Below are 24,203 nucleotides of genomic sequence, written 5' to 3' on the forward strand. Positions count from 1 at the left end.
CGATATTGCCCCGTGGGTCACTCGCTTCTCTTCGCGTCGGCGCCGGGCCGCCGCATGATGGGGTCAGGAGAGCGAGGCGTCTCAATCTATTGAGCGACCTTGGGAGAATCTATCCAGGATCTAGCCTGCCAACGAGATCGCCTTGCCCATCGTCCCCACGGGAACGATCCGGATCACCCTCTCGGTAAATCACTGTGTGTATGTTCCTCTTCGTTATCTGTTGTCCTATTTCATGCCGACGCGGGGCAGCGGCTTCCTTGCCAAAGCGGAACGCGGTCGCATCGCTCCACATGCGATGCAGGATGACGGCGAGCTTGCGGGCAACCGCGACCCGGGCTATCGCCATACCGCGCGGTTTGGCGACATTCATGCCCCATGCCCTGAGGCTTGACCATTTCTTGCTGAGCACAAGCAGCGAATGCGCCGCTCATAGAGGGCCGTGCGGGAGAGTTCGTCGCCGCATCGGCTGACCTTGCCCTGAATGTCCGTTTTACCGGATTGATAACGTGCCGGGCTCAAGCCCAGATGCGCGCCCACTTCCCTTGACCGGCGAAAGCGGTCCGGCTGATCGATCGTGGCACGGAAGGGGTGATCGGCCCGACGCCGGGCGCGCTCATCAGCCGCCGACAGACTTGCTCCTTGCGGGCGATGTCGAGAACCTGCTTTGTCAGTCGCCCGAACTCGCGCAACATCGTGGCTACGATCGCCAGGAGCGGCTCGACCAGCGCCATGACGATATTGTCAGCACCAATGAGCTCGCGCACGCGATCGGCGAAGGCTGCACGGCTTGGCCTGCCAAGCTTGAGGCCGGCCTCCCGAAGAATCGACCTGACCACGTTCTCGATCGTCCGCATTTCGTTGAGGACGTGCGTCGAGCGATGAGGAGGGAACGCCAGAGCCGACACTGCTGGCTTTACACATGCACCTGTCGGTACCGGCCGGTGCGCATGATCTGCGCTAGTACTACAGTTGCGGATTATTTGATTTTCTGATTCACTCGACGGGTTATGGAGGGAACCATGTCTGTTGCTTCGTGGTCAGGGTCGTTGTTGGCTTGGGAGCAGGAGCTCACGGCGCTGAAGGCACGGGTTGGGCGGATGCTTCCTCGTCGTGAGTTGCGGGAGACGGGCGCAGATTTCCTTGATGGCCTTCTTTCCGGCATTGAGCGCAAGACAGGCTGGCTGAATGGCCGAGCAGTCCGGAGCGGAGCGGCCGTATCGGATGCAGTCGCTGTTGGGGCGCAGCCACTGGGACGCTGATCGGCTCCGAGACGAGGTTCGCGATTATGTGGTGGAGGCGTTGGGCGATGAGGATGGCGTCCTGATCGTCGACGAGACGGGATTTGTGAAGAAGGGCGATCGTCCCGCCGGTGTCGCGCGTCAGTACTCGGGAACGGCGGGGCGGATCGAGAACAGCCAGATCGGCGTGTTCTTGGCTTACGCGAGCCGCTACGGCCAAGCGCTGGTTGATCGTCGCCTTTATCTGCCGGAGAGATGGACAAAGGATCGGGCGCGATGTGCCAGGGCGTCGATCCCGGAGACGGTCGAGTTTGCAACCAAGCCAAAGATGGCGCGCGCCATGGTCGAGGCGGCGCTCGATGGCGGCGTCCCATGCGCTTACGTTCTGGGCGACGCTGTCTACGGGGCGGACAGCAGCCTTCGCCGGATGCTGGAAGCTCGCGAGCAGCCCTATGTCTTGGCGGTTCGAGGCTCTCACTTCATGCGCCGTGGAGGGGATCGTCTGTTTGAGCAAACCTCGCCCGAGGAACTGGCCAGCGAGTTCGAGCCCGACGACTGGGCCTGTCATGCGGCAGGTGAAGGCGCAAAGGGCCTCGGCTCTACGACTGGGCACGCATCCGCCGCCCTTGGACGTCAAAAGGCGGCTTCGAGCATTGGCTTCTCGTCCGCCGCAAGCGATCGACCTCCGGAGAAAAAGCCTACTACCTGGTCTTCGCCCCGCCCGGTTCCTCCTTGGCCGAATTGGCGGCAGTGGCCGGCCTGCGGTGGGCGATCGAGGAGTGCTTTGAGCGCGCCAAGGATGATCTCGGACTTGATCATTGCGAGGCTCGGTCCTGGCATGGATGGCATCGCCACATGGGCCTGTGCATGGCCGCCCTGGCATTCCTCTCGAAGCTATTGGCTGATCTTCGCCACAGCGCATGGAGCAAACCGAACGAAACGAGTCCAAAGGAGCCAATCGCCGCCTGATCCGGATGGCTGCGCTCGTCCCGAGCGTCCCCGAGATCCGCTATCTCCTCGCCCGGATCCTCATCTTCCCACCGACACAAAAGCCCTTCATCATCGCCTGGTCGTTATGGCGACGACGACATCAGGCTGCGGCCACCATCTGTCACTACAAACGGCATCGGCATCTGCAACTGTAGTACTAGGGCGCGTGCGTCATTCCGATCCGTCTTGTTCGGCATCGTCTTCATCGCTGCTTTGGCCTGTCGGGTTTCAATGCAGATGGCCGGCCATCCTTCGGCGCGGATACCATCATAATAGCGAGCAGGCTTGACTTCCAGTCCGATGCGTTCCAGCGGCAGATCGACTTTCCGAAGGGCATGAAGAAGCGCCTGTGGTTCACTCGCCGCCCGCCCTCCCTTCACAATGCGGCCGCTCTCATCGACGACGCAGATGGCGGTCTCTTCCAAAGACACATCCAGTCCGGCAAAATACTTCATGGCTGCTCCTTCCTGATGTTTGTGGCGATCTACATCGCCCACGTTCTCACATCCCGACAGGAGCAGCCGCCCTCATTTCAGCTCGGGCCCACCCCAATCACCCATCTGTTGAAGAAGGATCACGTTTTGCCCTTGAGGATAGCCTCGTCGCCGTTGCGATACGCGAAGGTGATGTCGATCGAGCCGTCGTCGAGCAATTCCGCGGGGCCGTCACCGGTGACTTCGTCCATCTCATCGAAGCCGGCCCAGGTGAAGAAGACCATTGAGGGCCGTACCCGAGATCGAGGCCGGCTTGCAGGGGGCCAAAGGCGATCTCAGCGTGGTTGTCGGCCCCAATGGTGATCGTGGCGGGTCCGCCGAGGTCGAGATAGCCGCGATCCCACAGCTCAGCTTCGATGACCCGCCAGCGGCCAATCAGTTGACAGCCGGCAGGTGCGATCATGTCGGCACCACCAGCAGCTTCGGCAACCGCACGAGATTGTAGGCGGCGGCGTTGAAGGTGAAAGCCCATCCGACGCGGTCGCGGCCACGCAACTTCGTCTTCGCCTGTCCGGCGATCGTCTTGATCCATCCGAACGCCTCTTCAATGCGTTTGCGGATGCGCTGGCTGACCGTATAGCCGCTATGCCGGGTGGTGCGCCCGTCAATCGATGAACTACGGCCATTCGTGTTCTGCGCTACATGCGGCGTCACCTTCATTGAGCGCAACTCATTGATAAAGTCCTCAGAGTCCGTTTTGAAATTCAAGGATGAGCGTTTCGGCGGATGAGGTTTGCGCCCATTGCGACGAGGATCATTGCGTGAGAGACGTCGATGCGCTGCTCGTAGTCGCGCACGAGGCGGCGCCATCTCGTCATCCAGCCGAAGGTCCGCTCGACGACCCAGCGTCGGGGCAAGACTTCGAAGCCCTTCTGGTCATCGGATCGGCGGATGACCTCGACCACGAGTCCAGATAGGCGGCCTTGTCCATGAGCATTAGCCGATCATAGGCGCCGTCGGCGAACAGATGCTTCACCCAGGGCCAGCGCTGGCGGATACCATCCAAGATCGCCTGAGCGCCGGCGCTGTCGGAGATATCGGCCGGCGTCAAGTTGACCATCAACAGCCGCCCATCCGTATCGACTGCGATATGGCGCTTGCGTCCGACGATCTTCTTGCCGGCGTCGTAACCCCTTGTTCTTGCTTGCGGAGCCTTGACCGACTGGCTATCAATCACCGCCGCCGACGGGCTCGCCTCGCGCCCGGCCCGCTCACGATCCAGCATCAGCGCCACGTCGTGGATGGTCTGGAACAAAAATCGCCGCGCCAGCTCTCGAAACCAGCCATAGACCGTCTGCCAGGGTCCAAAGTGGATCGGCAGCATCCGCCAGCCGCAACCCGAACGGACCAGGTAGCGCACCGCATTGATCACCTCGCGAAAATCAACCTCGCGCGGACGGCCACGCCGCCCAGGCTTGGGCATCAGCGGCGCGAACTGCTCCCACTCCTCATCCGTCAAATCAGACGGGTAGCGCTTGGTCTTCTTGGCGATCTGGGCCATCCGGCCGCGGCTCTGCTTTGTCCACATCCACAGCTTGAATCATAACCCAGCCTCAGACGAAACCCCAGCAAGCCGATTTTCAAAACGGCCTCTAAGCGTCATAGGCCTTGTCGGCACCGAGTGTGATTGTTTGCGGACGGTCGGCACGCGGTTCGATCATGTGCAGGCCGCCACCCGCTCGGCATGCCCGTCGGCCAACGTCAGGCAGGTGTCGACCAGAAGGCCATGGCGGTTCTCCATTAGCCCATGCCCCATGAAGCACAGCTTCGCCTCCTTGCCCCGCCCCTTGCGGTAGAGCCTGGCCTCGGGGTCGGTGGTCGAGGCGAGCGTTTCGTTCGATCGCCTCTCGCCGTGGAAGTCCGCTTCCGCATTGCGTCCACCGCCATCTGCCGGCGGCTCGCCATGACCACCGCTTGGGCCGTCCTTCGGCTGACGCTCTTCATCGCCAGGCCTCGATCAGCGTGCCGTCGACCGAGAAGTGATCCGTCGACAGAAGCTTCTTCACCTTGGTTGCGCCAGCACCGCCGCCAGGAACTTTGCAGCGATGTCGCCCTCCAGCAGCCAGCCACGGTTCCTGGAGAAAACCGAATGATCCCAGGCCGCGTCGTCGACGCAAATCCGGACGAACCAGCGGAACAGAAGGTCGTATTCCAGCCGCTCCATCAAAAGCCGTTCCGAGCGGATCGAATAGAACGCCTGCAACAGCATCGCCCGAAGCAATTTCTCAGCCGGGATCGACGGCCGCCGGAGCGGCGAGTACAGCGTCGCAAACTCCCGCTCTAAGCCGAAAACGCCTCGTTCATAATCGCCCGAATACGGCGCAACGGATGATCGCGCCGCACCCGAGCCTCGAGGTCCACGTAGCTTATATGAGGAGTGTCAAGGCTTTTAGGGCTCCGCTTTTTGGGTCCGCTGGTTTTAGGGTATCCATGGTCTGAGTCCGATTGCATGACGCGGTTCGTTTCCCGAGCCAGATCCAACTTATCCACGGCCGCTGTTCGAAACAGCGGCACCAACATCCCGCTTGCGGCGGACAGGGGCTCAGGAAGACGAGACCATTCTGAGACAACGGCGATTGAAGCCACGCTACGTGCCGGTTCGTCCACCTCGGATCCGCCAGAACTGATCAGGTCCTGGAAGATGGCAGAATTCGCTGGGTGTAGCGCATCAGGCAACCGTCACGATCGCTCCCTCGATGAACAACGCCGGCGTTAATGTATTTCCACAGCGCCACGAGCAGCTTGCGGGCCAGCGCCACGATCATTGTCTTCTTCAGCCGCTGAACCATAAGGTGAGCGGTGATTGCGGTTGATGGCGCACCCATAGCCAGCCATCTGGACATACCAGCGTCGTCGCAGCGTCGGATTGCCAGATTTCGACACCCCCTGCTCGTGATCGATCGCCCCACTCTTCCAGGGCGTCGCCGCCAGGCCGGCATAGGCGGCAACCTGACGCCGGCGTGATCGAGCGTAAGATCGACGGCATCGCCATGCGGGTTGGCCGTGGTGCCGATGCCAAGACGGTGGCTGCTGCAATTCGCGCCTGAAGGCGACAGCGTGATCGGGCCGACGGGTGAGGTCAAGGACGTGATAGCGACGAAGCCGGTAGACTTCCGAAAGGGCGCGGAAGGGCTGGCCGAACTGGTGCGCGAGACGATGGGCGCCGATCCGATGGCATGCGTCCAAAGCGCGCTCCGCCGCAATGGCGAGAGGATCCGCTGAGCCAGTGAGTAGTAGGGCTGTGTCGCTGTAGCTGGCGTGGCCGAGATAAAGGGCAAGGAGAGGCATGCGCCTAAACGTTGGCGCGCTGTTCGTATCTGAGGCAAAGACGGGTCGCGGTGAACCGGTGCCTGAGATCGTGGGTTTCAAAGGCTTGCCGTCATCAAGGCTCAGCGAGCTTCCGGACCTTAGCGAATGCACTTTGCAGACCGCTCGCCGACAATGCTCACGGACGTAGTGAGCAAGGGCTATTTGGGTCGTCGTGTGAGCTGGAACGAGACGGTCCGTGGAACCTCGTCTTCCGAACGAGGAGAATCCCCGTTGGACAGATCGACGTTGGAATATCAAGCCTGACCACTCGCCCGATCGCAGTCCCGAACTCGCCAACTTCCTTAGACGTAAAACTTTTATCTGATCCAGCGCATCGACGATCTCTGGGTTGGCGCACGCCTCCTCGTTTTGAACGAGGCATCCTGTAGACCGGTTGGGTAGTCGGCCGAAGCGTCCAGCACTACGAAAAGGTGCTCTCGATCACCTGAAATCGCTGCTCACTACCGCCTGCAATCGTTGCTCACCGATCCCGTAAATCCCTTGCGGTGAATCTGTGCTCACGATCGCCTTAAATACTTAGCCTGCTGCGGGCCAAGCCAGCAATCCATAAGCCGATCGGTAGTTTGTGGTTTGACGAAAAGGCGTTCCAACATGGCAACCTCCATTCTGAATAAGAGACAGTGGGAGGGTGCGCTCGATGTTCGCTCGCTAGATATACGCCACAGACAGTCAGGTCGTTTAATCACAGAAACTTACGCGCCGGGGCACATAACCGCTCGGGACGCGAAATTTCGACAACCCGAAGGCGCTGGTCAAACATCACGATGCGACAGCGCAAGAGGTGCGGGTCGACATGCGGCTGCACGCCTTTGGCCGCAACTGGGGATTTATGCCGCGGGCTGGGGCGCCCTACCGGGCGCGTACGAAGGGGAAGGACGAACGCGGGATCGGCTACGTCAAGCGCAATGCGATTGCCGGCCGCCGGTCGAGAACTGGGCGGTCGTTCGAGGTGCATCTGGACCGGTGGACGGGCGAGATTGCCGATCAGCGTGTGCTTGGCGCGACCGGCGTGGCTCCTGCGCTTTGCCGAAGCGGCCGGGGCGCTTCGCCCTCTGGGCGGACGGGCGCCGTTAGACGGGAGGACGGCCTGTTCTGCCATTCGGCGACCTCCTCGAGCACAGCGCAGTGACGCCTAAGATCAGTTCCGGCGAGACGTCGATGTCATAGAGTTCCTCCATTGGCTGCGGATCTCGCGCACGCTCATGCCGCGCGCATAACATGGTACGATCTTGGCGTCGAAATCGGGAGCGGCGATGATACTTGGCGATCAATTTCGCGTCACCGGCAGGGTCACGCAAGTCGACGCATGATATGGATGAAGACCTTAAGCCGACGGGGCACGTCGAAGCTCGAACTTTCAATCCCGCCGTAGCTTGGACTGGAAGTGATCGGTCGACAGACGTTTCTTCACGTCGGCCGCGCAGCACCGCAGCCAACGTGTCAGGATCATGTGGGGGCTCACGCGCTCCATAGCGGGTTGGCGCCTAAGATCTCCGTCGTTTGCCCAGGGAAGATCGCGTCTTTTGCTAACAAAACTTAACAAATACTTAATAAAAAGACATTTTCCGAAGTCTCGAAACAGTGTAGTTAATCGGCCAGTGCTATTAACTTGTTCTCGTATCGAGAAAAATCCCAGTAACAGCAAGTTGTTTCTACGTGGGTAAAAATGAGTAAGTATTCGAAAATAGGCCATGCAGATCGATCACCAAAATCCAGTTGCGTTGAGATATTGAAAGCATGGCGGCGCAATTCCCTTAGGGAGAAATAAACGTGAAAATAATGTCCTTCAAGCCTGGTCATGATGGCACAATAGCAGCGCTCGATGCTTCAGCGGCGGAGCTCGTCTTTTCATATGAATCCGAGAAGGATAGCTTTCCCAGATATTCAACCATCTCTCCGACGACGGTCCTCGATGCCGCCGCCCGCCTGGACGTTGTTCCGGACGTGATTGCTATCAGTGGGTGGTTGAAGTTCCCCAGCGTCACTCCAGTCGGAGCCGGTTATTACGGGCTAGCCCAGGCGTCGGAGATTGTCGAAGAGAAGACCATCTTCGGGAAGAAGGTGCATTTCTATTCCTCGACTCACGAGCGTTCCCATCTCTGGGGCGCCTACGGCATGTCCCCATTTCCCGCGGGGACCCCTTGTTACGTGTTGATCTGGGAGGGATGGTGCGGAGATTTCTATGAAATAGATGAATACCTTCAGGTCCTGCATTTGGGAAGAGTGATGGCGAATCCTGGTGACAAATATGCTTTCCTGTACGCGCTTGCCGACCCGGAATTCATTTTGCCCAAAGGACCAACGCGTATGGGGGACGCCGGCAAGCTCATGGCGCTATGCGCCTATGGACAGACCAGATCCCCGGACCAGGACGAGCAGGCGCTGCTCGATTTCCTGCTTCCAAGCAACCTGTACCCCATAGCCAAGAAGGATTTGCGGAATTCGCCCTACTACAACATTGGGGTCACCAACCAGAAGTTCACTAACCTCGCCAAGCGGGTTTCGGACGGCATCTTCGGTGCGTTTTACAATTTTGCGAAGAAGAACATGACAAAGGGCCACCCGCTTCTGATTTCAGGTGGGTGTGGATTGAACTGCGAGTGGAATCGCGGTTGGCTCGAATCGAATCTTTTTCCCGACGTTTTTATTCCGCCGTGCGCTAACGATACAGGCTCAGCGATCGGCACGGCAGTGGATGCCATGCGGCATTTCACCGGCAGTGCGAAGATCAAATGGAACGTCTATTCAGGCCAGCCATTCATCCATGACGAGTTCGATGGAAGCGAGCTCGAGGTTCATCCACTCGACTACGACCGAGTAGCCTCAGCGTTGCTCAGTGGCAAGGTCATCGGCTGGGTGCAGGGCAATTGCGAAATCGGTCCGCGTGCGCTCGGGAATCGGTCAATTGTGGCAGAGCCTTTCTCAAAGGCAACTCACGAGCGCCTGAACCGTATCAAGAACCGGGAGGGTTTCCGACCCATCGCACCGGTTTGCCTGGAGGACGACGTCGCGCTCCACTTCGACTTGGCACGTCCGTCACCCCACATGCTGTTTTTTCAAAGGGTTCTCGATAGCCGGTTGGAAGCAGTCACACATGTCGACGGCACAGCGCGGGCCCAGACGGTTTCTGCGAAGCAAAACCTTCGCCTCTTTCAGTTGCTCACCTCCTTCAAAGCGAAAAGCGGGGCCGGCGTTCTTTGCAATACGTCACTGAATTTCAATGGCACCGGCTTCATCAACCGGGCAAGCGATTTGCTGGCTTATGCCCGAGCCACAGGGCTCGACGGTTTCGTTATCAACGATTCATTTTATCTCCTCCCAGAGGTGGCTCCAACTTGTTCTGTGGGTAAAGAGGCTGGCTTAGCAGCGGATAAAGGGATCCTCCTGCCGCCGGGATGAAATTTCAGGGGCTACACCGACCTGGAGCGCATGGAAGGCGCCATAGGCCTCAGCACCCCTCCGATCAGATTAGGCCAACGTCACTTGGCCTGGGAACCTACGATGGCACATCGCAAGAAGGTAGTACTCATTACGGGCGCGACGTCGGGATAGGGGGAGCCGTCGCACGGGCGTTCGGCGCGGCAGGGGCCTCATCGGCCTTGGTGCCCACACGGATTACGGCAATCTGATGATCCTGGCGCAGGACGACGTGGGTGGTCTTCAGGTCATGAACCGAGATGGCGACTGGGTCGAGGGCAGTCCGATCCGCGGCACATTCGTCATCAACATTGGCGATCTGATTCAGCGGCTCACCAATGATGTCTACTTGGCCAACATGCACCTTGTGGTGAATACCTCGGGACGCGAGCGATACTCAATCCCCTTCTTTATCGACGTTGATTTCAGTGCGGTCATCGACCCATCCCCCTCAGCGCCCCAGACGATCCGCGCCACCTTGTTCGCAAGAGCAACGGCGACGACATTATAGGGCTTCTTCGTCAGAAGCTCGGCAGCCCAGCGGGTAGGCGCTGCTTCGCCCTTGCGGCTGAACCTGAGGACGGCATGTGCGCCAACGACAAGCAGTCGACGGATATAGGGATCGCCCTGCTTGCTGATCCGGCCGAGCCTATCCTTTCCTCCGGACGAGTTCTGTCGCGGCACGAGGCCAAGGCAAGCCGCGAGTTGCCGGCCGGATTTGAACAGGGAGGCGTCTGTCACGGTTGCAACGATCGCGCTGGCGGTGATTGGACCGATGCCGGGGATCGTTTCCAGTCGCCGGCTCAGTTCATTCGAGCAGTGCCAAGCTTGAATCTGATGACGAGCTCACGGACCTTTTCGTGCGCCGCCCGTAGCTGTTCGACCAAGGGAACAAGCGCATCCCGGGCAAGCGGGGGATAAGCTCGTTATTCTCGTCTTCGGCGAGCCCGATCAGCATCCCGACGCCGGCAATGCCCTGGCGCGTCACAATCCCGAACTCGGCCAGATGGCCGCGCAGCGCGTTCACCAGCATGGTGCGCTGTCGGACCAGAAGCTCACGAACTCGATGCAACATCAGCACACTTTGCTGTTCCTCGCTCTTCGCCGGAACGAAGCGCATCGACGGCCGCGTCACCGCCTCGCAGATCGCCTCCGCGTCCGTCGCGTCATTCTTCTGTCGTTTGACATATGGCTTCACATAGGAGGCTGGCATCAGCCGGACCTTATGACCCAGCCCCATGAGAACGCGGGCCCAGTGATGGCTCGTTGCGCAGGCTTCAATGCCGATCAGGCATGCCGGCAAAGACGCAAAGAATGCGACGACATCGTCGCGACGCAACTTCCGGCGCACAACCACCGCGCCCGCCGCATCCACGCCGTGCACCTGAAAGACGTGCTTGGCGAAATCCAGACCGATTGTACTAACCTTCTCCATGGACGGTTCTCCCTCATGTGACTTTCGACAAGCACACTTTGGCACATTGCGATGCCGGGAGCGGAGGCCGTCCACCACATCAGGTCAACATGGGTCGGCTTCGACGAGATGGACGAGGTCACCGGCGGCGGCTCCGCGGAATTGCTCGACGATGGCTCGATCGAGATCACATTCGCCTATCACAACTGGGACGAGGCCATCCCCAAAGCCAACGGAATCCTTCTTCAACAGCCTGCCGAAGCTTTCCCGCTGCTCAACGGAATGCAAATGGCACTCCATTTCCGTTTCATGCCGTCGCAAGTATTTAACAAAAAGTTAGTAATAAGTTAACACCAATGACAGGTGTGCGCGTGGTAATTGAATGCATACCCAGCGTGGACACTTGCGTTAGTCATTAGGTACATTTTACTTCTGAACGGAGTCATGGTGATGCATGCCGATGCAAAGAAAATTCTTCTCGAATATGAGGAACATTCGCCGACGCTAGATTATGTTCCGGTCTCTGCGCACGATTTACAAAAGCTACCACGAGGTGGTCACCGTTGTCCAAGTCCCACCATGACTTCAGCTTGTCAGTCGCATGAATTGGTCGCTCGTGAAAACCAGGGAAACGGCGGTACGCGAGCTTTGATAAGTAAGCGGGCGGTCGAGAATACTCTCGACCTCATCAGTCCGATTGGGCGATCACTACCATGACGCCTTCCAAGAAGGTGGTTATCGTTACTGGCGCAACGTCGGGGATAGGGGAGGCCGTCGTAGAGGCCTTCGCCGCGACAGCGGCGTCAATCGTATTGGTCGGCCGCGATCGGGAGCGCGGCCAAAAAGCCTTGGAGTCGGTTCAAGAACTCGATTGTCAGGCCGAATTGATGCTCGGCGATGTGGCCGACTCGGCCTTCGCCGACCATGTGGCTAATTTCACGGAAGAGCGGTTCGGAAAGGTCGACGTTTTGGTCAACAGCGCTGGGATTATCCGGCGGGGAAGCGTCGTCGATACCACTAATGACGACTGGCGTCAGACATTCGACGTCAATGTCAACGGTGTGTTCTACTTCAGCCGCGGCGCAGTGAAGTCTATGCGAAGGACCGGCGGCGGCAGCATTGTCAACATAGCCTCGAATGTGGGGTTGGTTGGCTGTCCCGGGCTGGTTGCCTATTGCGCGTCGAAGGGCGCCGTCGTTTTGTTGACGCAAGCCATGGCCCTTGATCACGCCAAGGAGCAAATCACCATCAATGCCGTCTGCCCCGGCGCCGTGGATACGCCTATGCTTGTGTCAGCCCATAGCAAGCGAGTTACCGCCGCCGAGATTCTTCAAAGAAATGTTGATTTGATACCCCAGGGCCGCGTGGCGACTACGAAGGAGATTGCGAGCTTGACGCTATTCCTCGCGAGCGAGGAAGCCAAGCACATCACAGGGGTAGCTATTCCAATAGATGGCGGCCTCACGGCAGGATAGGAGGAATGCTTGGGTAATCGGCTATCAGGCAAAGTTGCCATCGTGACTGGTGGCAAACGAGGCATAGGGCGTGCAATTGCTGAGAAGCTCGCGGATGAAGACGCAATAGTGGTCGTCGGCGATTTGCGTGACGATCGCTCCGCCGATTCCGGCAACGTCGAGAGGCTGACGTTTATGTCTCTTGATGTCACAAAGGAGGCCTCAATTCGCAAATTCGTTGACGAGGTCCTCCAGAAGTTTGGCAGGATCGATGTACTGGTCAACAATGCTGGTATCGTTATTCATAAGTCGATCGACGAACAAACTGCCGAGGATTGGGACCGACTTATGGCGGTCAATCTCCGTGGTCCGTTTCTGATGAGCAAGTATGTGGTCCCGGAAATGAGGCGTATCGGCTCGGGCACGATCGTTAACATCGGGTCGGTCGAGGGCTATATGGTCAACCCTTGGCATACTGCCTATGCGGCCACGAAGGCCGGCGTACACGGTCTTACGTTGGGATTGGCAGTTGATCTCGGACCCGATGGAGTTCGCTGCAATACTGTTTGCCCTGGTTGGATCGACACCGACTTGAATCGCGCCTATGTCGAGCTCCACCCGGACCGAAGCCTGGTCGAGAGGGAATTGGCACAACTTCACCCGGTTGGAAGGATCGGCTCCCCTAAGGAGATAGCAAATGCGGTCGTTTGGCTGGCGAGCGACGAATCCAGCTTCGTTAGCGGTGAAATGATCGCTGTCGATGGCGCGCGAACCAAGAAGGTATCCCTGCCTTCCATCTTGGACGAGGAGTATCGGGCCAAGCTTACGAAGGCATAGGGCCTCGTCCGAAACCCGCACCTTCACCGATCAGGCTCCTCTGATCGGTATTTGAGGTCGAAGCCTCCTCTTCGCGGCAGGCGCAGGCCGCCGCATGACGGTTCGACGCGAGGCGCCTCAACCTGTTGAATGACCTCCCCGGACGTGCCTGCTAGCGAGATCGCCTTGCCCATCGTTCCACGCGAAAGATCCGGATCACCCTTGTCGGCGAATTAATTGTTAATATATTCCGAAAGGAAAGTAAAATATAAGTGAAGTTATATTCTAAGTATAAAATGTATTCTTAACATTGAACGGCTTGCTGGTGCGAGAGGCCGATGATATTTCTGTCGATGCGACATACGTTGTCCGATTGACATGTGAAAGGAAGCTCCATGTGTACTGTTGAGGATGAAGGCCAAGGGGTGTGCCCCACTTGTTTCCACAATAAATCGGAGTAACGGAAGCGTTGTGCGGCCCGGCCGCCGCCCTCTTGGACGCCGGCTATCAGGTAAACAAGATGTCAATCCCGCGTCCGCCGACGGGACGCATCGCGATGCGTCTTGCGACTAGGGATCTGTCTTCATCTACGGTGCCGCTGCCACTCAACGTCTTCGACAAGTTAGCAGGCAAATAGGGCGCGTTGGCCGGTATGCGCCGGATTGCGCTCAAGTCGACACATCCCCACTGAAGAGTAGATCGCCCGGCCCCGGCGGCCGCAGTAGGGGTGTATTTCGCTGAAAGCGCCGCGACAGTGCGGTCAAGCCGCGGCCACTCGCTCCAATGACAACTGCACGCCCATACACGGAGGAACTATCATGTACACCCTCGATCAGCATTCTGCTCTGGAGCTAGCCGCACGAGAGCGCATCAAGGATTCCCATGCACTGGACGGCGACGCCGGTCGCTTGGCCCACTTTTATAGCGAATGGGCCAGTGCCTACGATCTGGATGTCGGCCGCGACGGATACTGCGGGCCGATGGTTGTGGCCGAACTGGCGGGCGCTATGCAGACAGCCTACTTGGCCAAGGAACGAGCAGTCATTACAATCCTGGACGCTGGCTGCGGAACGGGCCTGCTCGGAGTCCAGCTGGAACGCCTTGGGTTTCGGTTGATCGAAGGCCTCGATCTGTCCGAGGAGATGGCCGAAAAGGCCCGGCAGACCCGCGTCTACCGGCATGTTCGGGGCGGAGTCGATCTCAACGGGCCGCTCTCCCACTACTCCAGCGCGAGCTATGATATTACGGTCTGCTGCGGCGTCTTGACGCTCGGGCATGTCCGACCGGAAGCACTGCGCGAACTGGCTCGCGTCACGCGCCCGAACGGTTTCGTCATCGCAAGCACTCGCAAGAGCTATGCCGAGACGACATGCTTCGAAGAGGAGGTGCGCCGTCTGGACCATGAGGGCATACTTGCGCCGACACAGCGTCTAAAGAACGGCAGATACGTTGCGGAGGAGGGCGCACACTATTGGGTTTTCCAAGTGCCTGGGAATGCCAGTGCACCAACGGACGACCGGTCATAACAGCGTTGCCGCAGAACTCGCTACGAAAAGCTGGCAGCCGATGCAACGCGACACGACAAGCGAGCCCCTGCGTGGACCCCGCCAGGAGTTCGGGCTGTCTACTTTGTTGAGCAAGGCACCCAAAAAGAATGCACCGGACAAGGTATCAAACGCTTCCTAACGGTTATTCACGCAGCCAATCTAACAAGCAACTGCACCAGTCGTCGCTCCGGCTCCTGCTGCCAAACAAGAGTGTACCCATGCCCAAGGATATCGTTACCAAAGTGCACGACAAGCTGCGCGCGAAACGCGAGAGCTTCGACAAGATCCCGGTGATTGACATTGCGCCGCTTCTCGATGGCAGCAATAAGCGGAGGGTGGCCAAGGAGATACGTTGGGCATTGTCCAACACTGGGTTCATGTATGTGAAGAACCACGGGATTCCGCAGGATTTTGTGAATTCGGTATTCGACGTGAGCCGTCGGTTCTTTGATTTGTCCATGTCGCACAAGATGAAATTGCATGTAAGCAAATCGGATGTAGCCCTCCGGGGCTATATCGAGCCGTTCGGGGAGAACACAGATCCGGGCAAGACGAGAGACCTCAAGGAGTGCTTTGACATCGGTCCTGAACGCTCCACGTTGGAAGGACCGTTTTTTGGCCCCAACCAGTGGCCCTCAGACCTGACCGGGTTTCGGGAACTGACATACGGGTACCATCAAAAAATGGTGGAGCTCGCGAAAAAACTCTTGCAGGGTATTGCGCTCAGCCTGGACCTGGCCGAATGCTATTTTGAAAGCCTCATGGGGCAACCGATCAGCATTCAGCGCCTGCTTCACTACCCCCCGCAGAGTGGCTTTATTCGAGAAGAAATTATCGGCATTGGGGCCCACACGGATTACGGCAATCTGACGATCCTGGCGCAGGACGACGTGGGTGGTCTTCAGGTCATGAACCGAGATGGCGACTGGGTCGAGGGCAGTCCGATCCACGGCACATTCGTCATCAACATTGGCGATCTGATTCAGCGGCTCACCAATGATGTCTACTTGGCCAACATGCACCGTGTGGTGAATACCTCGGGACGCGAGCGATACTCAATCCCCTTCTTTATCGACGCTGATTTCAATGCGATCATCGAACCATTGCCCTCATGCGTCACGGACAACAACCCGCTTCGCTACAAGCGGGTGACGTGCGGCGAGCACAAATTCGCGCGTTTCGCAGCAAGTTACGCTCACCTGGCCAAAGCGTGATGAGAGTGGACAGTCAGTTTCTCACGTGAGACCGCCAGCCTTGTTCCAGGAGTCTCCAGCATTAGCCCTTGATCCGGCGGAGCGCGCTGTCACCGCAGCGGAATCGATTGAGCCTCTCATGCTGGTCGAAGCTTCTTCACCTTGGGCTGCGCCAGCACCGCGCCTAAGAACTCTTGCTGCGATATCACGTTCCAGCAAGCCGTCGCCTTTGAGAATACCGAAGGGGCCGCGTCACCGATCCCGATACCGACCAGCGGAACAGAAGGTCGTATTCCAGCCGTTCTATCAAAAGCCCGTCCGAGCGGTTCGAGTAGCACGCCTGTACCTGCATCGCTCGCACCAGCTTTTCGAACGGGATCGGAGGCGGCCCCACGGGCGAAGACCGCGCCGCCAAGTCACGCTCCAACGTCGCCAGGTCTCGTTCGCATTCGGCCCCGGGTGCGGCGCACCGATGATCCCGCCGCATTCGCGTAGTAGCGCGCACCCGGTGGGAATCGATCGCCGCCAAAGGAAACCGTCCGTGGGTGTCAGGGCGCGCGATGGCACAAACGAGAGCGTCGGTGAGCTTAAGAACCTCGCCATTCAGCGAGACCTTCTGGAGTTTCTCAAAAAGCGACGTTGAGGCGATGTACATTCGTGACCCCCGATTGGCGAAGGATAGCAACGAGTATTAGCCCGTCCAATAACCGACTTACTCGCGTCAGGGCCCGGCGATATGCCGTTTAGTTGGTTCGCTCAAACATAGCCAGAACCGCAAAAAAGTGGCCTGCCGGGTGATTTTATTTCGGCTGCTCTGGCTCCTCAGCTTGCATATAACACTGACCCGTAGCCCAAACTGGAGCGAGGCAGATGTCGTTCAAAGGCGTTATTCCGCCCGTCACAACGCCCTATCACGCGGACGGGTCGATCGACCGTGACGGTTTCTGCGTCATGGTCGAGCACCTGGTCTCGACTGGTGTCCACGGTATCATTGTCGGTGGCACGACAGGAGAGTACTACGCCCAGTCACGCGACGAGCGTGTCAGTCTGCTTAAGCTTGCCAGGAGCGTGGTGAAGGGGAAGATGCCCCTAATCGCCGGCGTCGGCGCCATTCGCACCGACGACTGCATTGAATACGCGCTAATTGCAAAGGACCTCAAGTACGACGGCATCCTGATCGGCTCGCCGTACTACGCTGTTCCCACGCAGCTCGAACTTGCCAATCATGCACTTACGATCGACAAGGCCGCCAATCTACCGGTGATGCTCTACAACTATCCCGGGCGCACCGGAACGATGATGGATCTAGAGTTCCTGGACCGCGTCGGTCGCAGCTCGAATTTCTGTGCCATCAAGGAATCCAGCGGCAGCATGAACCAGCTGCACGCACTGGCTCGCGACTATCCGCACATCGACCTGTTCTGCGGCATGGACGATCAGGCCCTTGAATTCTTCGCCTGGGGGGCAAAAGGGTGGGTCTGCGGAGCTGGCAACTGCTTGCCGACTGAGCACCTCGCGCTGTACGAAGCCTGCGTGATCGAGAAGGACTTCACCAAGGGCCGGCAGATCATGTCGGCGCTTCTGCCTCTGATGAGGCTTCTCGAACAGGGCGGCAAATTCGTTCAGAGCATCAAGTTCGGGTGCGAACTGGCTGGATTGCCGGCTGGGCCCGTGCGCCTGCCGATGCGGGCACTCGGCGACGAACAGAAGCGGGAACTCGAGTCGACGATCCGCACCCTTAAGGCAGTCATCGCGTCAATCACTGCAAAATCCCAGAAGAGGGGTTCCGAGAATGTCATCGCTATTAACGCGTGATGAGTACAAGAGCCTGGCCGACAGCCTGCCACTGCCGACCAGCGCAGTGATTGACGGCAAGGCGCGGGCTGCACAATCCGGGGATACTTTCGAGACCATCAATCCAGCGACAGGGCAGGTCATCGCCAAGATCGCTTCCTGCGGCCAGGCCGATGTCGATTTCGCTGTCGAGAAGGCGCGACTGGCGTTTGAATCGGGCGCCTGGTCGCGCGCGCATCCGAGCGAGCGCAAGCGCGTTCTGCGGCGGCTCGTGAAGCTGATGAAGCGAAACGCCCATGAGCTTGCAGTGCTTGAGACGCTCGAAAGCGGCAAGCCGATCTACGACGTCGAAACCATAGACATCCCCGAGGCTCTGCATTGCCTGGAATGGCATGCGGAAGCCACCGACAAGCTCTACGGCCAGACATCACCTTCGGGCGACGATGTCGTGTCGATGATCGTGCGCCAGCCGCTGGGCGTGGTCGCGTGCGTTCTGCCCTGGAATTTCCCGATCCTCATGCTTGCCTGGAAGATCGGTCCGGCACTAGCGACGGGCAACTCCGTCATTGTCAAGCCGGCCGAGCAGACCAACATGTCGACGTTGCGGATCGCCGAACTGGCGCATGAGGCTGGGCTGCCATCAGGCGTCCTGCAAATCGTCACCGGTCCGGGCGAAGTGACCGGCAAGGCACTCGGCGTGCATCCCGATATCGACATGGTCGCCTTCACCGGGTCAACTGACGTCGGCCGGAAATTCCTGGAATATTCCGCCAAGTCCAATCTCAAGCGTATCGTGCTCGAATGCGGCGGGAAGAACCCTTGCATCGTCCTGGACGACGCGGAGAACCTTGATGTTGTGGCGCAGCATGTCACCCAGGCCGTCTTCTGGAACATGGGCGAGAACTGCTCGTCCAATTCCCGCCTGATCGTGCACGAGAAGATCAAGGACCGCTTGGTGGAAACGGTCCTCCACAAGCTCAAGGAATGGCCTATGGGCGAGCCGTTGGATCCGGGCAATCGGCTGGGCGCCATTGTGTCGAAGGAGCAGTTCGACCGCATCATGGGCTACATCAAGAAGGGGCGGGCGGAAGGCGCCAGGATCGTCACGGGCGGCAACGCCCACAAGCATGGCAAAGGCTATTTCATCGAGCCGACCGTATTCGACGATGTCGCGCCCGAAATGACGATTGCGCGAGAGGAGATTTTCGGTCCAGTGCTGTCAGTAATCAAAGTAGCCAACGCTGACGAGGCGCTCCGGGTCGCTAACGATACGCAATACGGGCTTGCAGCTTCAATCTTTACCGCCAATCTCGGCAAGGCGCATCGCATCGCAAGGGACATTCGCGCCGGGACGGTGACCATCAACTGCTACGGCGAAGGGGATGTCTCGACTCCCTTCGGCGGCTTCAAGCTTTCGGGCTTCGGGGGACGAGACAAGTCATTGCATGCCCATGACCAATATACTGAACTCAAGACCATCTGGGCGGACATCTCCGATGAGCGATCATGAGGCTGTCCGCACGCCTGCGGACACATCCATGCCCGGTTGGTACGGTATTCTGCCGCCTCCCAAGGCACCTGAGGTGCTGCGCGGCCGTCATAAGGCGGACTGGCTCATTGTAGGAGCTGGGTTTGCTGGCTTGGCGGCCGCGCGGCGCCTCGCACAACTGGTGCCGAACGAGCGCATAGTGGTGGTCGACGCTCAGCGCGTCGGCTGGGGTGCTGCCGGGCGCAACTCCGGCTTCATGATCGACCTTCCGCACGAGCTTGGTGGGGAGCATTACGGCGGAAGCCAGGATCACGATCACAAACTCATCCGCATGAACCGGACCGCGATTGAATTCTCTGCTTCGGCGGCGGACGAATACGGATTGCAGGAGTTCTTCGTTCGGGCCGGCAAGTACCATGGAGCTGCAAGTGATCACGGTGTTGCGGTTCTGCGCGAATATGAAAAACATCTGGCGGGGCTAGGCGAGCCATTCGAGCGGCTCAACGCGCTGCAGTTGAAGGAAATCACTGGAACCAATTTTTTCGTCGGCGGTACCTTCACGCCAGGAACGGTAATGGCCCAGCCCGCCGGCTTCATCCGTGGGCTTGCCGAAGGCTTGTCGAGGCGTGTGCAGCTATTCGAGAATTCCCCGGTCACATCTTTACAGACCGGCAAACTGCATACTGCCAAGACGGCTGAGGGCGAGATCACCGCGCCGCGGTTGATACTGACAGTCAACGGTCATCTCGAAAGTTTTGGTTACTTCAAGAATCGCCTGCTGCATGTGTTCACCTACGCCAGCATGACGAGGCCTCTTTCCAAGAGCGAGCAGGCAGCGCTGGGCGGTGAGCCGCATTGGGGCTTGATCCCGGCCGATCCGATGGGATCAACCATCCGCAGGATCGGCGATCGGGTCGTCGTCCGCAACACCTTCAGCTATAATCCGGACATGTCCACCAGTAAGAAGCAGATCCGTCGGATCGGCGCCGTGCACGATCGATCATTCCAGGCGCGCTTCCCGATGCTGGGTGAAATACCGATGGAATTTCGCTGGGGAGGCCACTTGTGTCTCTCTCTCAATTCCGCGCCCGCGTTTGGCGAAATTGAAGACAGAGTCTTCGTAGCCGGATGCTGCAATGGCCTGGGAACGGTGCAAGGCACCCTCTACGGGATGCTGGCTGCCGACCTTGCCGTTGGCAGCAACGAGCCAATGGTTGCAGACGCCCTGAAAGAACCGGCCCCAGTTCGGCTTTATCCAGAACCGCTGATGTCGATCGGCGCGCCGCTGAAGCTGTGGGCGATGCAGAAGCGCGCCGGCAGAGAGCTCTAGCTTTCTCGTTCTTGCGCCGCCACTTCGCGGATCCAGCTACGCAGGCTCTGGGCAGCAGGGGAAAGCGTACGATTTTGATACCAGGTGAGATAGTAGCCGCCAGGGGCTGGGAGCTCGAGATCCGTCAGCCTGACGAGTTTGCCCTCGTCAATCTGCGCCTTGACAAGGCGATGCCACCCAACAGCTACCCCTTGATCGGCCTGGGCTGCCTGAAGCGCAACGAAGAACTTACCGAAACGCCGACCGCGGGTCGGACCATGCGAGACACCCGCGCGCCGAAGGACCTCGTCCCAGCCAGCCCAATCGGGATCCACCCAATCGACATGCAGCAGGGGAAGGTCGGCCAACGATTCCGCCGTTGCATCGCGGTGCTTGCTTGCAAACCCAGGCCCGCATACCGGGTAGATTGTTTCATTGAAAAGGAGCTCAGCATCTTCATTCGACCACGATCCAAACCCGTAACGGATGCGCAATTCGACCTCGGCGCGGCGGTAATCGCGGGGATTGTCCGAGATAAGGTGGTCAACCGCGATATCCGGGTACCTCGCCCAAAAATCCGGCATCCGCGGGATCAGCCACGTGGACGCGAAGGCGTCCGTGCACGCCAGCGTGACGTTCTTGGAACGGTCACCGTGTTTCACATTTCGGACGATATCTGCGGCCCGCGAAAAACCGGTAGCCAACACGCCATAAAGGTCTTCGCCGGCGCTTGTCAGCGCCACACCGGTTCCCAGTCGGGTAAACAGCGGAACCCCGAGTTCGTCCTCGATCGCCTTGATCTGCCGGCTCACGGCGCCGGGAGTGACGTTCAGTTCCGCAGCAGCCAATTTGAATGACAAGTGCCGGGCAGACGCCTCGAAAACAGCCAAAGCAGTCAGGGACGGCAGGTCGTAGTAGCGGCGAACCATCTCAAGCTCCAAACACTTCGATACTCGGCCGGCGCGACAGATTGGGCAAGCGAAGCCCAAGATATCGGAAAATCATTTATAATACGACGTGATGGCCAGCGTTGCGACCGACTATGGCGGCGTCCCCCAAGTCACCTCGGCAACATAGGAAAACTGTGCGCATGATGCTGCGCGATCTGCGACGCTGCCCAATCCCATGTCCGACGCAGCGACACCCTAGAATGTCCCCTGGCGATCTCTTGGCTCAACTACTCAACAAGGGGGTGAGACTTTTGCAGGGCTGCCCCACTGGTCTTCATCCGCCGTTGAGAGATTATGAGCCTAACTTTCCCTCTCAAAGATGGCTTGAGCTATGACTGGCATTGAAAAGAAAACTGCGGTGATAACAGGCGCGGCGGGAGGTATCGGGCAAGCGATCTCCAAGCAGTTCGTCGCGAACGGCTTTCATGTGATTGCCGGCGACGCAGACCAGGCTGGGCTGGACAGGCTCGATGCCGAACTCAACCGAGCCGGACAGAAGGTCTGGAGCAAGGCCGGAGACCTCAGGAGCAAGGCTTATTGCGAAGATTTGATCGACTATTCCATCCAGATCACAGGCAGGCTGGACGTGCTCGTCAACAATGCCGGGATTATCACCAGGGGCAATATCCTCGAGACGACCGATGAGGACTGGGAGCGGACGTTCGATATCAACTTGACGTCGATATTCTACACGTGCCGGAGGGCGATCGGCCATATGAAGGGCCACGGCGGCGGCGCGATCGTGAACATCGCATCGTGCTGGGGACTTTATCCCGGACCCGGGCATGCCGCCTACTGCACCAGCAAGGCGGCCGTCGCGGCGTTATCGAAGTGCCTTGGCCGCGACCATGCCGGTGACGGGATACGAGTCAACGCGGTGTGTCCGAATGAGGTTAACACACCGATGCTGCGCACCGGCTTCGCCAAGCGCGGCTTCAATCCCGACACTGCCATAGCGGAGCTCAACAAGACGGTTCCGCTCGGGCGCATTGCTGAGCCGGAAGACATCGCCGATGCGGTGTATTTCTTGAGTTCCGATGCCGCCCGCTACATCGCCGGCACGACCGTTGAAGTGAACGGCGCTAAGCCGGTCTATTGAGGACACCCTATGGCTGACAGACTTGCAGGAAGAATTGCCATCATCACTGGCGGCGGCCGTGGCATCGGCGCCGGCATCACGCGACGTTTTGTGGAGGAAGGGGCCAAGGTTGCCATTGTGCAGAGGAACCCGCCACCCGACGAGATCCTCAACGATCGCACCTTTTACGTGAAGGCGGACCTTGCCAACTCCGAGCACATCGTTTCGGCCGTTCAGGCCGTCGTCGAGCGATTTGGCGGCCTTGACATCCTCGTCAACAACGCCGGGATCATGTTCGAGAAGACCGTCGAGGAAATGACCGAGACGGACTGGGACCAGATGATGAAGATCAACCTCAAGGCCCCATTTTTGTTAACGAAGGCGGCAATGCCGCATCTTCGCAAGCGAGGCATTGCAAGCATTGTTAACATCGGCTCGATTGAAGGCTTGGCGTCTAATCCGGGTCACCCTGCATATTCCGCTTCGAAAGCTGGCATTCACGGTTTTACAGCAGCCGTCGCCGTGGACCATGGGCACGAGGGTATCCGGTGCAATGCCATTGCGCCGGGCTGGATCAATTCTGACCTCAGTGATTTCTACATCGACAGCATGGTTGACAGTTCGCGTGTCCGCAGGGAACTGCTCGCAATGCATCCGGTTGGACGCCTTGGTGAGCCGACTGATGTCGGAAATCTTGCCGTTTGGCTTGCCTCGGAAGAAAGCTCCTTCGTGACCGGGCAGGTCTACGTCATCGATGGGGGACGCACCAAGAAGTTGCCACTGCCGATTGCGTGAAGAGGAGAAGCCCGCCATTGACCGGGCTTCATGTTTGTCAGGCCGTCGGATCAACTTTCTCGCTGATCCGCCTGGTGATGCGATCGATCAGGATTGCCAAAACAACGACCGCAAGGCCAGCTTCGACGCCCCTCCCAACCTGGAGACGAGAGATCGACCGAATGATTTCGTCACCCAGACCGCCGGCGCCGATCATGGACGCAATGATGACCATCGACAACGACATCATCACGCATTGGTTGACGCCTGCCATAATCGAGCGGAACGCCAGCGGCAGTTTGATCAGGAACAGCACCGCCAGGCGACTTGCGCCAAAGGCTTCCCCCGCCTCGACCATTTCCGGCTCGACCATCTTGAGACCATGGGCCGTGAGCCTGATCGGCAGCGGCATGGCGAAGAAGATCGTCGCAACGATGCCCGGAACCGTTCCAACGCCGAAGAAGAACACGGCTGGAACGAGCAGCACGAACGGAGGCATCGTCTGCATGAAGTCGAGTATTGGCTCAGCCATCGTGTTCAGGCGCTTCGATTCAGCAATGAGAATACCGATTGGTACTCCGATGGCTACGGCGACGACGGCTGCCGTAAGCACCAGGGAGAGTGTCACCATCGCCGGCGCCCAGAGATTCATGACGAAGATGAAGGCCAGCCCACATCCACTGAGGATAGCCAGCGAGAGCCGCCCAAGTAGGACACCACCGACCATAACGGTCGCGATGATCAGCCAGACCGGCGCGCTAGTCAGACACGTGGCCAAGGGGCGTTGGATGCCCAGGATCACCGTCGAGATCGAATCGAAGACAAATCCGAAATGCGCCGAGAGGTAGGTCGTGAAGTCGTCGATTGACGCGGCAACCCTGCCTGCAAACTCCGAAAAATCCATCCTCATGATCCT

General features: G+C 58.8%; 17 protein-coding genes and 10 pseudogenes. 15 read left to right on the forward strand and 12 right to left on the reverse strand.

What is annotated here, in order from left to right; translation table 11 throughout:
* Positions 1-247: 247 nt before the first annotated feature.
* Positions 248-961 (reverse strand): annotated as a pseudogene (locus NLY44_RS28235) (IS110 family RNA-guided transposase); the annotation flags it as partial.
* A 58-nt stretch (positions 962-1,019) separates the two neighbouring features.
* On the opposite strand from NLY44_RS28235, the pseudogene NLY44_RS33245 reads away from it, so the two are divergent.
* Positions 1,020-2,207: pseudogene (locus tag NLY44_RS33245) on the forward strand (IS701 family transposase).
* A 179-nt stretch (positions 2,208-2,386) separates the two neighbouring features.
* Here the strand turns inward: NLY44_RS33245 and NLY44_RS28255 are convergent.
* From NLY44_RS28255 to NLY44_RS28280, 6 genes and pseudogenes are all read right to left on the reverse strand, one after another.
* Positions 2,387-2,683, reverse strand: a pseudogene (locus tag NLY44_RS28255) (IS110 family transposase); the annotation flags it as partial.
* Between the two features lie 119 nt (positions 2,684-2,802).
* Positions 2,803-2,946: a hypothetical protein gene (locus NLY44_RS28260; RefSeq protein WP_023807074.1), complete on the reverse strand. Its 144-nt coding sequence runs from the start codon at positions 2,944-2,946 to the stop codon at positions 2,803-2,805.
* Positions 2,947-3,121: 175 nt separating this feature from the next.
* Positions 3,122-3,415, reverse strand: a pseudogene (locus NLY44_RS28265) (transposase); the annotation flags it as partial.
* An 11-nt stretch (positions 3,416-3,426) separates the two neighbouring features.
* Positions 3,427-4,250: pseudogene (locus NLY44_RS28270) on the reverse strand (IS5 family transposase).
* A 70-nt stretch (positions 4,251-4,320) separates the two neighbouring features.
* Positions 4,321-5,092: pseudogene (locus tag NLY44_RS28275) on the reverse strand (IS5 family transposase); the annotation flags it as partial.
* 298 nt (positions 5,093-5,390) lie between these two features.
* Positions 5,391-5,680 (reverse strand): annotated as a pseudogene (locus tag NLY44_RS28280) (transposase); the annotation flags it as partial.
* A 54-nt stretch (positions 5,681-5,734) separates the two neighbouring features.
* Here NLY44_RS28280 and tnpB point away from each other — a divergent pair.
* Both tnpB and NLY44_RS33250 read left to right on the forward strand, forming a co-directional pair.
* A complete protein-coding gene (gene tnpB, locus NLY44_RS28285; protein ID WP_198029043.1) occupies positions 5,735-5,944 on the forward strand; it encodes an IS66 family insertion sequence element accessory protein TnpB in 210 nt (69 codons plus the stop codon).
* Positions 5,945-6,785: 841 nt separating this feature from the next.
* A pseudogene (locus NLY44_RS33250) lies at positions 6,786-7,122 on the forward strand (IS21 family transposase); the annotation flags it as partial.
* A 13-nt stretch (positions 7,123-7,135) separates the two neighbouring features.
* Here the strand turns inward: NLY44_RS33250 and NLY44_RS28295 are convergent.
* Positions 7,136-7,347, reverse strand: a pseudogene (locus NLY44_RS28295) (transposase); the annotation flags it as partial.
* Positions 7,348-7,831: 484 nt separating this feature from the next.
* On the opposite strand from NLY44_RS28295, the gene NLY44_RS28300 reads away from it, so the two are divergent.
* On the forward strand, positions 7,832-9,451 hold the full coding sequence (locus NLY44_RS28300) for a carbamoyltransferase C-terminal domain-containing protein (protein WP_023807066.1): 1,620 nt from the start codon (positions 7,832-7,834) through the stop codon (positions 9,449-9,451).
* Positions 9,452-9,680: 229 nt separating this feature from the next.
* A complete protein-coding gene (locus NLY44_RS28305) occupies positions 9,681-9,980 on the forward strand; it encodes a 2OG-Fe(II) oxygenase family protein (protein ID WP_460221678.1) in 300 nt (99 codons plus the stop codon).
* Here NLY44_RS28305 and NLY44_RS28310 read toward each other — a convergent pair.
* Positions 9,929-10,904 (reverse strand): annotated as a pseudogene (locus NLY44_RS28310) (IS110 family RNA-guided transposase); the annotation flags it as partial. The gene NLY44_RS28305 and the pseudogene NLY44_RS28310 sit on opposite strands and share 52 nt — an antisense overlap.
* A 108-nt stretch (positions 10,905-11,012) precedes the next feature.
* Between NLY44_RS28310 and NLY44_RS28315 the strand changes: the two are divergent.
* From NLY44_RS28315 to NLY44_RS28335, 5 genes are all read left to right on the forward strand, one after another.
* Entirely contained in the window at positions 11,013-11,234 is a 222-nt protein-coding gene (locus NLY44_RS28315) for a hypothetical protein (protein WP_156941079.1), read from the forward strand.
* A gap of 362 nt (positions 11,235-11,596) precedes the next feature.
* Positions 11,597-12,358 carry an SDR family NAD(P)-dependent oxidoreductase gene (locus tag NLY44_RS28320; protein ID WP_023806905.1) on the forward strand — a complete coding sequence of 254 codons (762 nt, stop codon included), beginning with the start codon at positions 11,597-11,599 and terminating at the stop codon, positions 12,356-12,358.
* Positions 12,359-12,367: 9 nt separating this feature from the next.
* On the forward strand, positions 12,368-13,174 hold the full coding sequence (locus tag NLY44_RS28325; protein ID WP_084013095.1) for an SDR family NAD(P)-dependent oxidoreductase: 807 nt from the start codon (positions 12,368-12,370) through the stop codon (positions 13,172-13,174).
* Between the two features lie 797 nt (positions 13,175-13,971).
* Positions 13,972-14,679 carry a class I SAM-dependent DNA methyltransferase gene (locus tag NLY44_RS28330; RefSeq protein ID WP_023806907.1) on the forward strand — a complete coding sequence of 236 codons (708 nt, stop codon included), beginning with the start codon at positions 13,972-13,974 and terminating at the stop codon, positions 14,677-14,679.
* Positions 14,680-14,918: 239 nt separating this feature from the next.
* The gene (locus tag NLY44_RS28335) at positions 14,919-15,914 is read left to right on the forward strand and encodes an isopenicillin N synthase family dioxygenase (protein WP_286456113.1); all 996 of its coding nucleotides are present in this window, start codon (positions 14,919-14,921) and stop codon (positions 15,912-15,914) included.
* 184 nt (positions 15,915-16,098) lie between these two features.
* On the opposite strand, the gene NLY44_RS33255 is transcribed toward NLY44_RS28335, so the two are convergent.
* On the reverse strand, positions 16,099-16,548 hold the full coding sequence (locus NLY44_RS33255; RefSeq protein WP_023806910.1) for a transposase: 450 nt from the start codon (positions 16,546-16,548) through the stop codon (positions 16,099-16,101).
* Between the two features lie 215 nt (positions 16,549-16,763).
* Between NLY44_RS33255 and NLY44_RS28345 the strand changes: the two genes are divergently transcribed.
* Genes NLY44_RS28345 through NLY44_RS28355 form a run of 3 tightly spaced genes read left to right on the forward strand, consistent with a single transcriptional unit; the run spans position 16,764 to position 20,506 of the window.
* The gene (locus NLY44_RS28345) at positions 16,764-17,708 is read left to right on the forward strand and encodes a dihydrodipicolinate synthase family protein (protein ID WP_023806911.1); all 945 of its coding nucleotides are present in this window, start codon (positions 16,764-16,766) and stop codon (positions 17,706-17,708) included.
* On the forward strand, positions 17,686-19,197 hold the full coding sequence (locus NLY44_RS28350; RefSeq protein ID WP_031356276.1) for an aldehyde dehydrogenase: 1,512 nt from the start codon (positions 17,686-17,688) through the stop codon (positions 19,195-19,197). The genes NLY44_RS28345 and NLY44_RS28350 overlap by 23 nt, the downstream gene beginning before the upstream one ends.
* Positions 19,184-20,506 carry an NAD(P)/FAD-dependent oxidoreductase gene (locus NLY44_RS28355; protein ID WP_031356277.1) on the forward strand — a complete coding sequence of 441 codons (1,323 nt, stop codon included), beginning with the start codon at positions 19,184-19,186 and terminating at the stop codon, positions 20,504-20,506. The genes NLY44_RS28350 and NLY44_RS28355 overlap by 14 nt, the downstream gene beginning before the upstream one ends.
* Here the strand turns inward: NLY44_RS28355 and NLY44_RS28360 are convergent.
* Entirely contained in the window at positions 20,503-21,414 is a 912-nt protein-coding gene (locus NLY44_RS28360) for a LysR substrate-binding domain-containing protein (RefSeq protein WP_031356278.1), read from the reverse strand. The genes NLY44_RS28355 and NLY44_RS28360 overlap by 4 nt on opposite strands.
* Before the next feature lie 352 nt (positions 21,415-21,766).
* On the opposite strand from NLY44_RS28360, the gene NLY44_RS28365 reads away from it, so the two are divergent.
* Together NLY44_RS28365 and NLY44_RS28370 are read left to right on the forward strand one after the other, a co-directional pair.
* Entirely contained in the window at positions 21,767-22,534 is a 768-nt protein-coding gene (locus NLY44_RS28365) for an SDR family NAD(P)-dependent oxidoreductase (protein WP_023806915.1), read from the forward strand.
* Positions 22,535-22,543: 9 nt separating this feature from the next.
* On the forward strand, positions 22,544-23,308 hold the full coding sequence (locus NLY44_RS28370) for an SDR family NAD(P)-dependent oxidoreductase (protein WP_023806916.1): 765 nt from the start codon (positions 22,544-22,546) through the stop codon (positions 23,306-23,308).
* 37 nt (positions 23,309-23,345) lie between these two features.
* On the opposite strand, the gene NLY44_RS28375 is transcribed toward NLY44_RS28370, so the two are convergent.
* Positions 23,346-24,191, reverse strand: a complete 846-nt coding sequence (locus NLY44_RS28375; RefSeq protein WP_023806917.1) for an ABC transporter permease — start codon at positions 24,189-24,191, stop codon at positions 23,346-23,348.
* Between the last annotated feature and the right edge of the window lie 12 nt (positions 24,192-24,203).

Origin of the sequence: Mesorhizobium sp. C089B (genome assembly GCF_030323125.1) — a bacterium.
Taxonomy (GTDB): Bacteria; Pseudomonadota; Alphaproteobacteria; order Rhizobiales; family Rhizobiaceae; genus Mesorhizobium.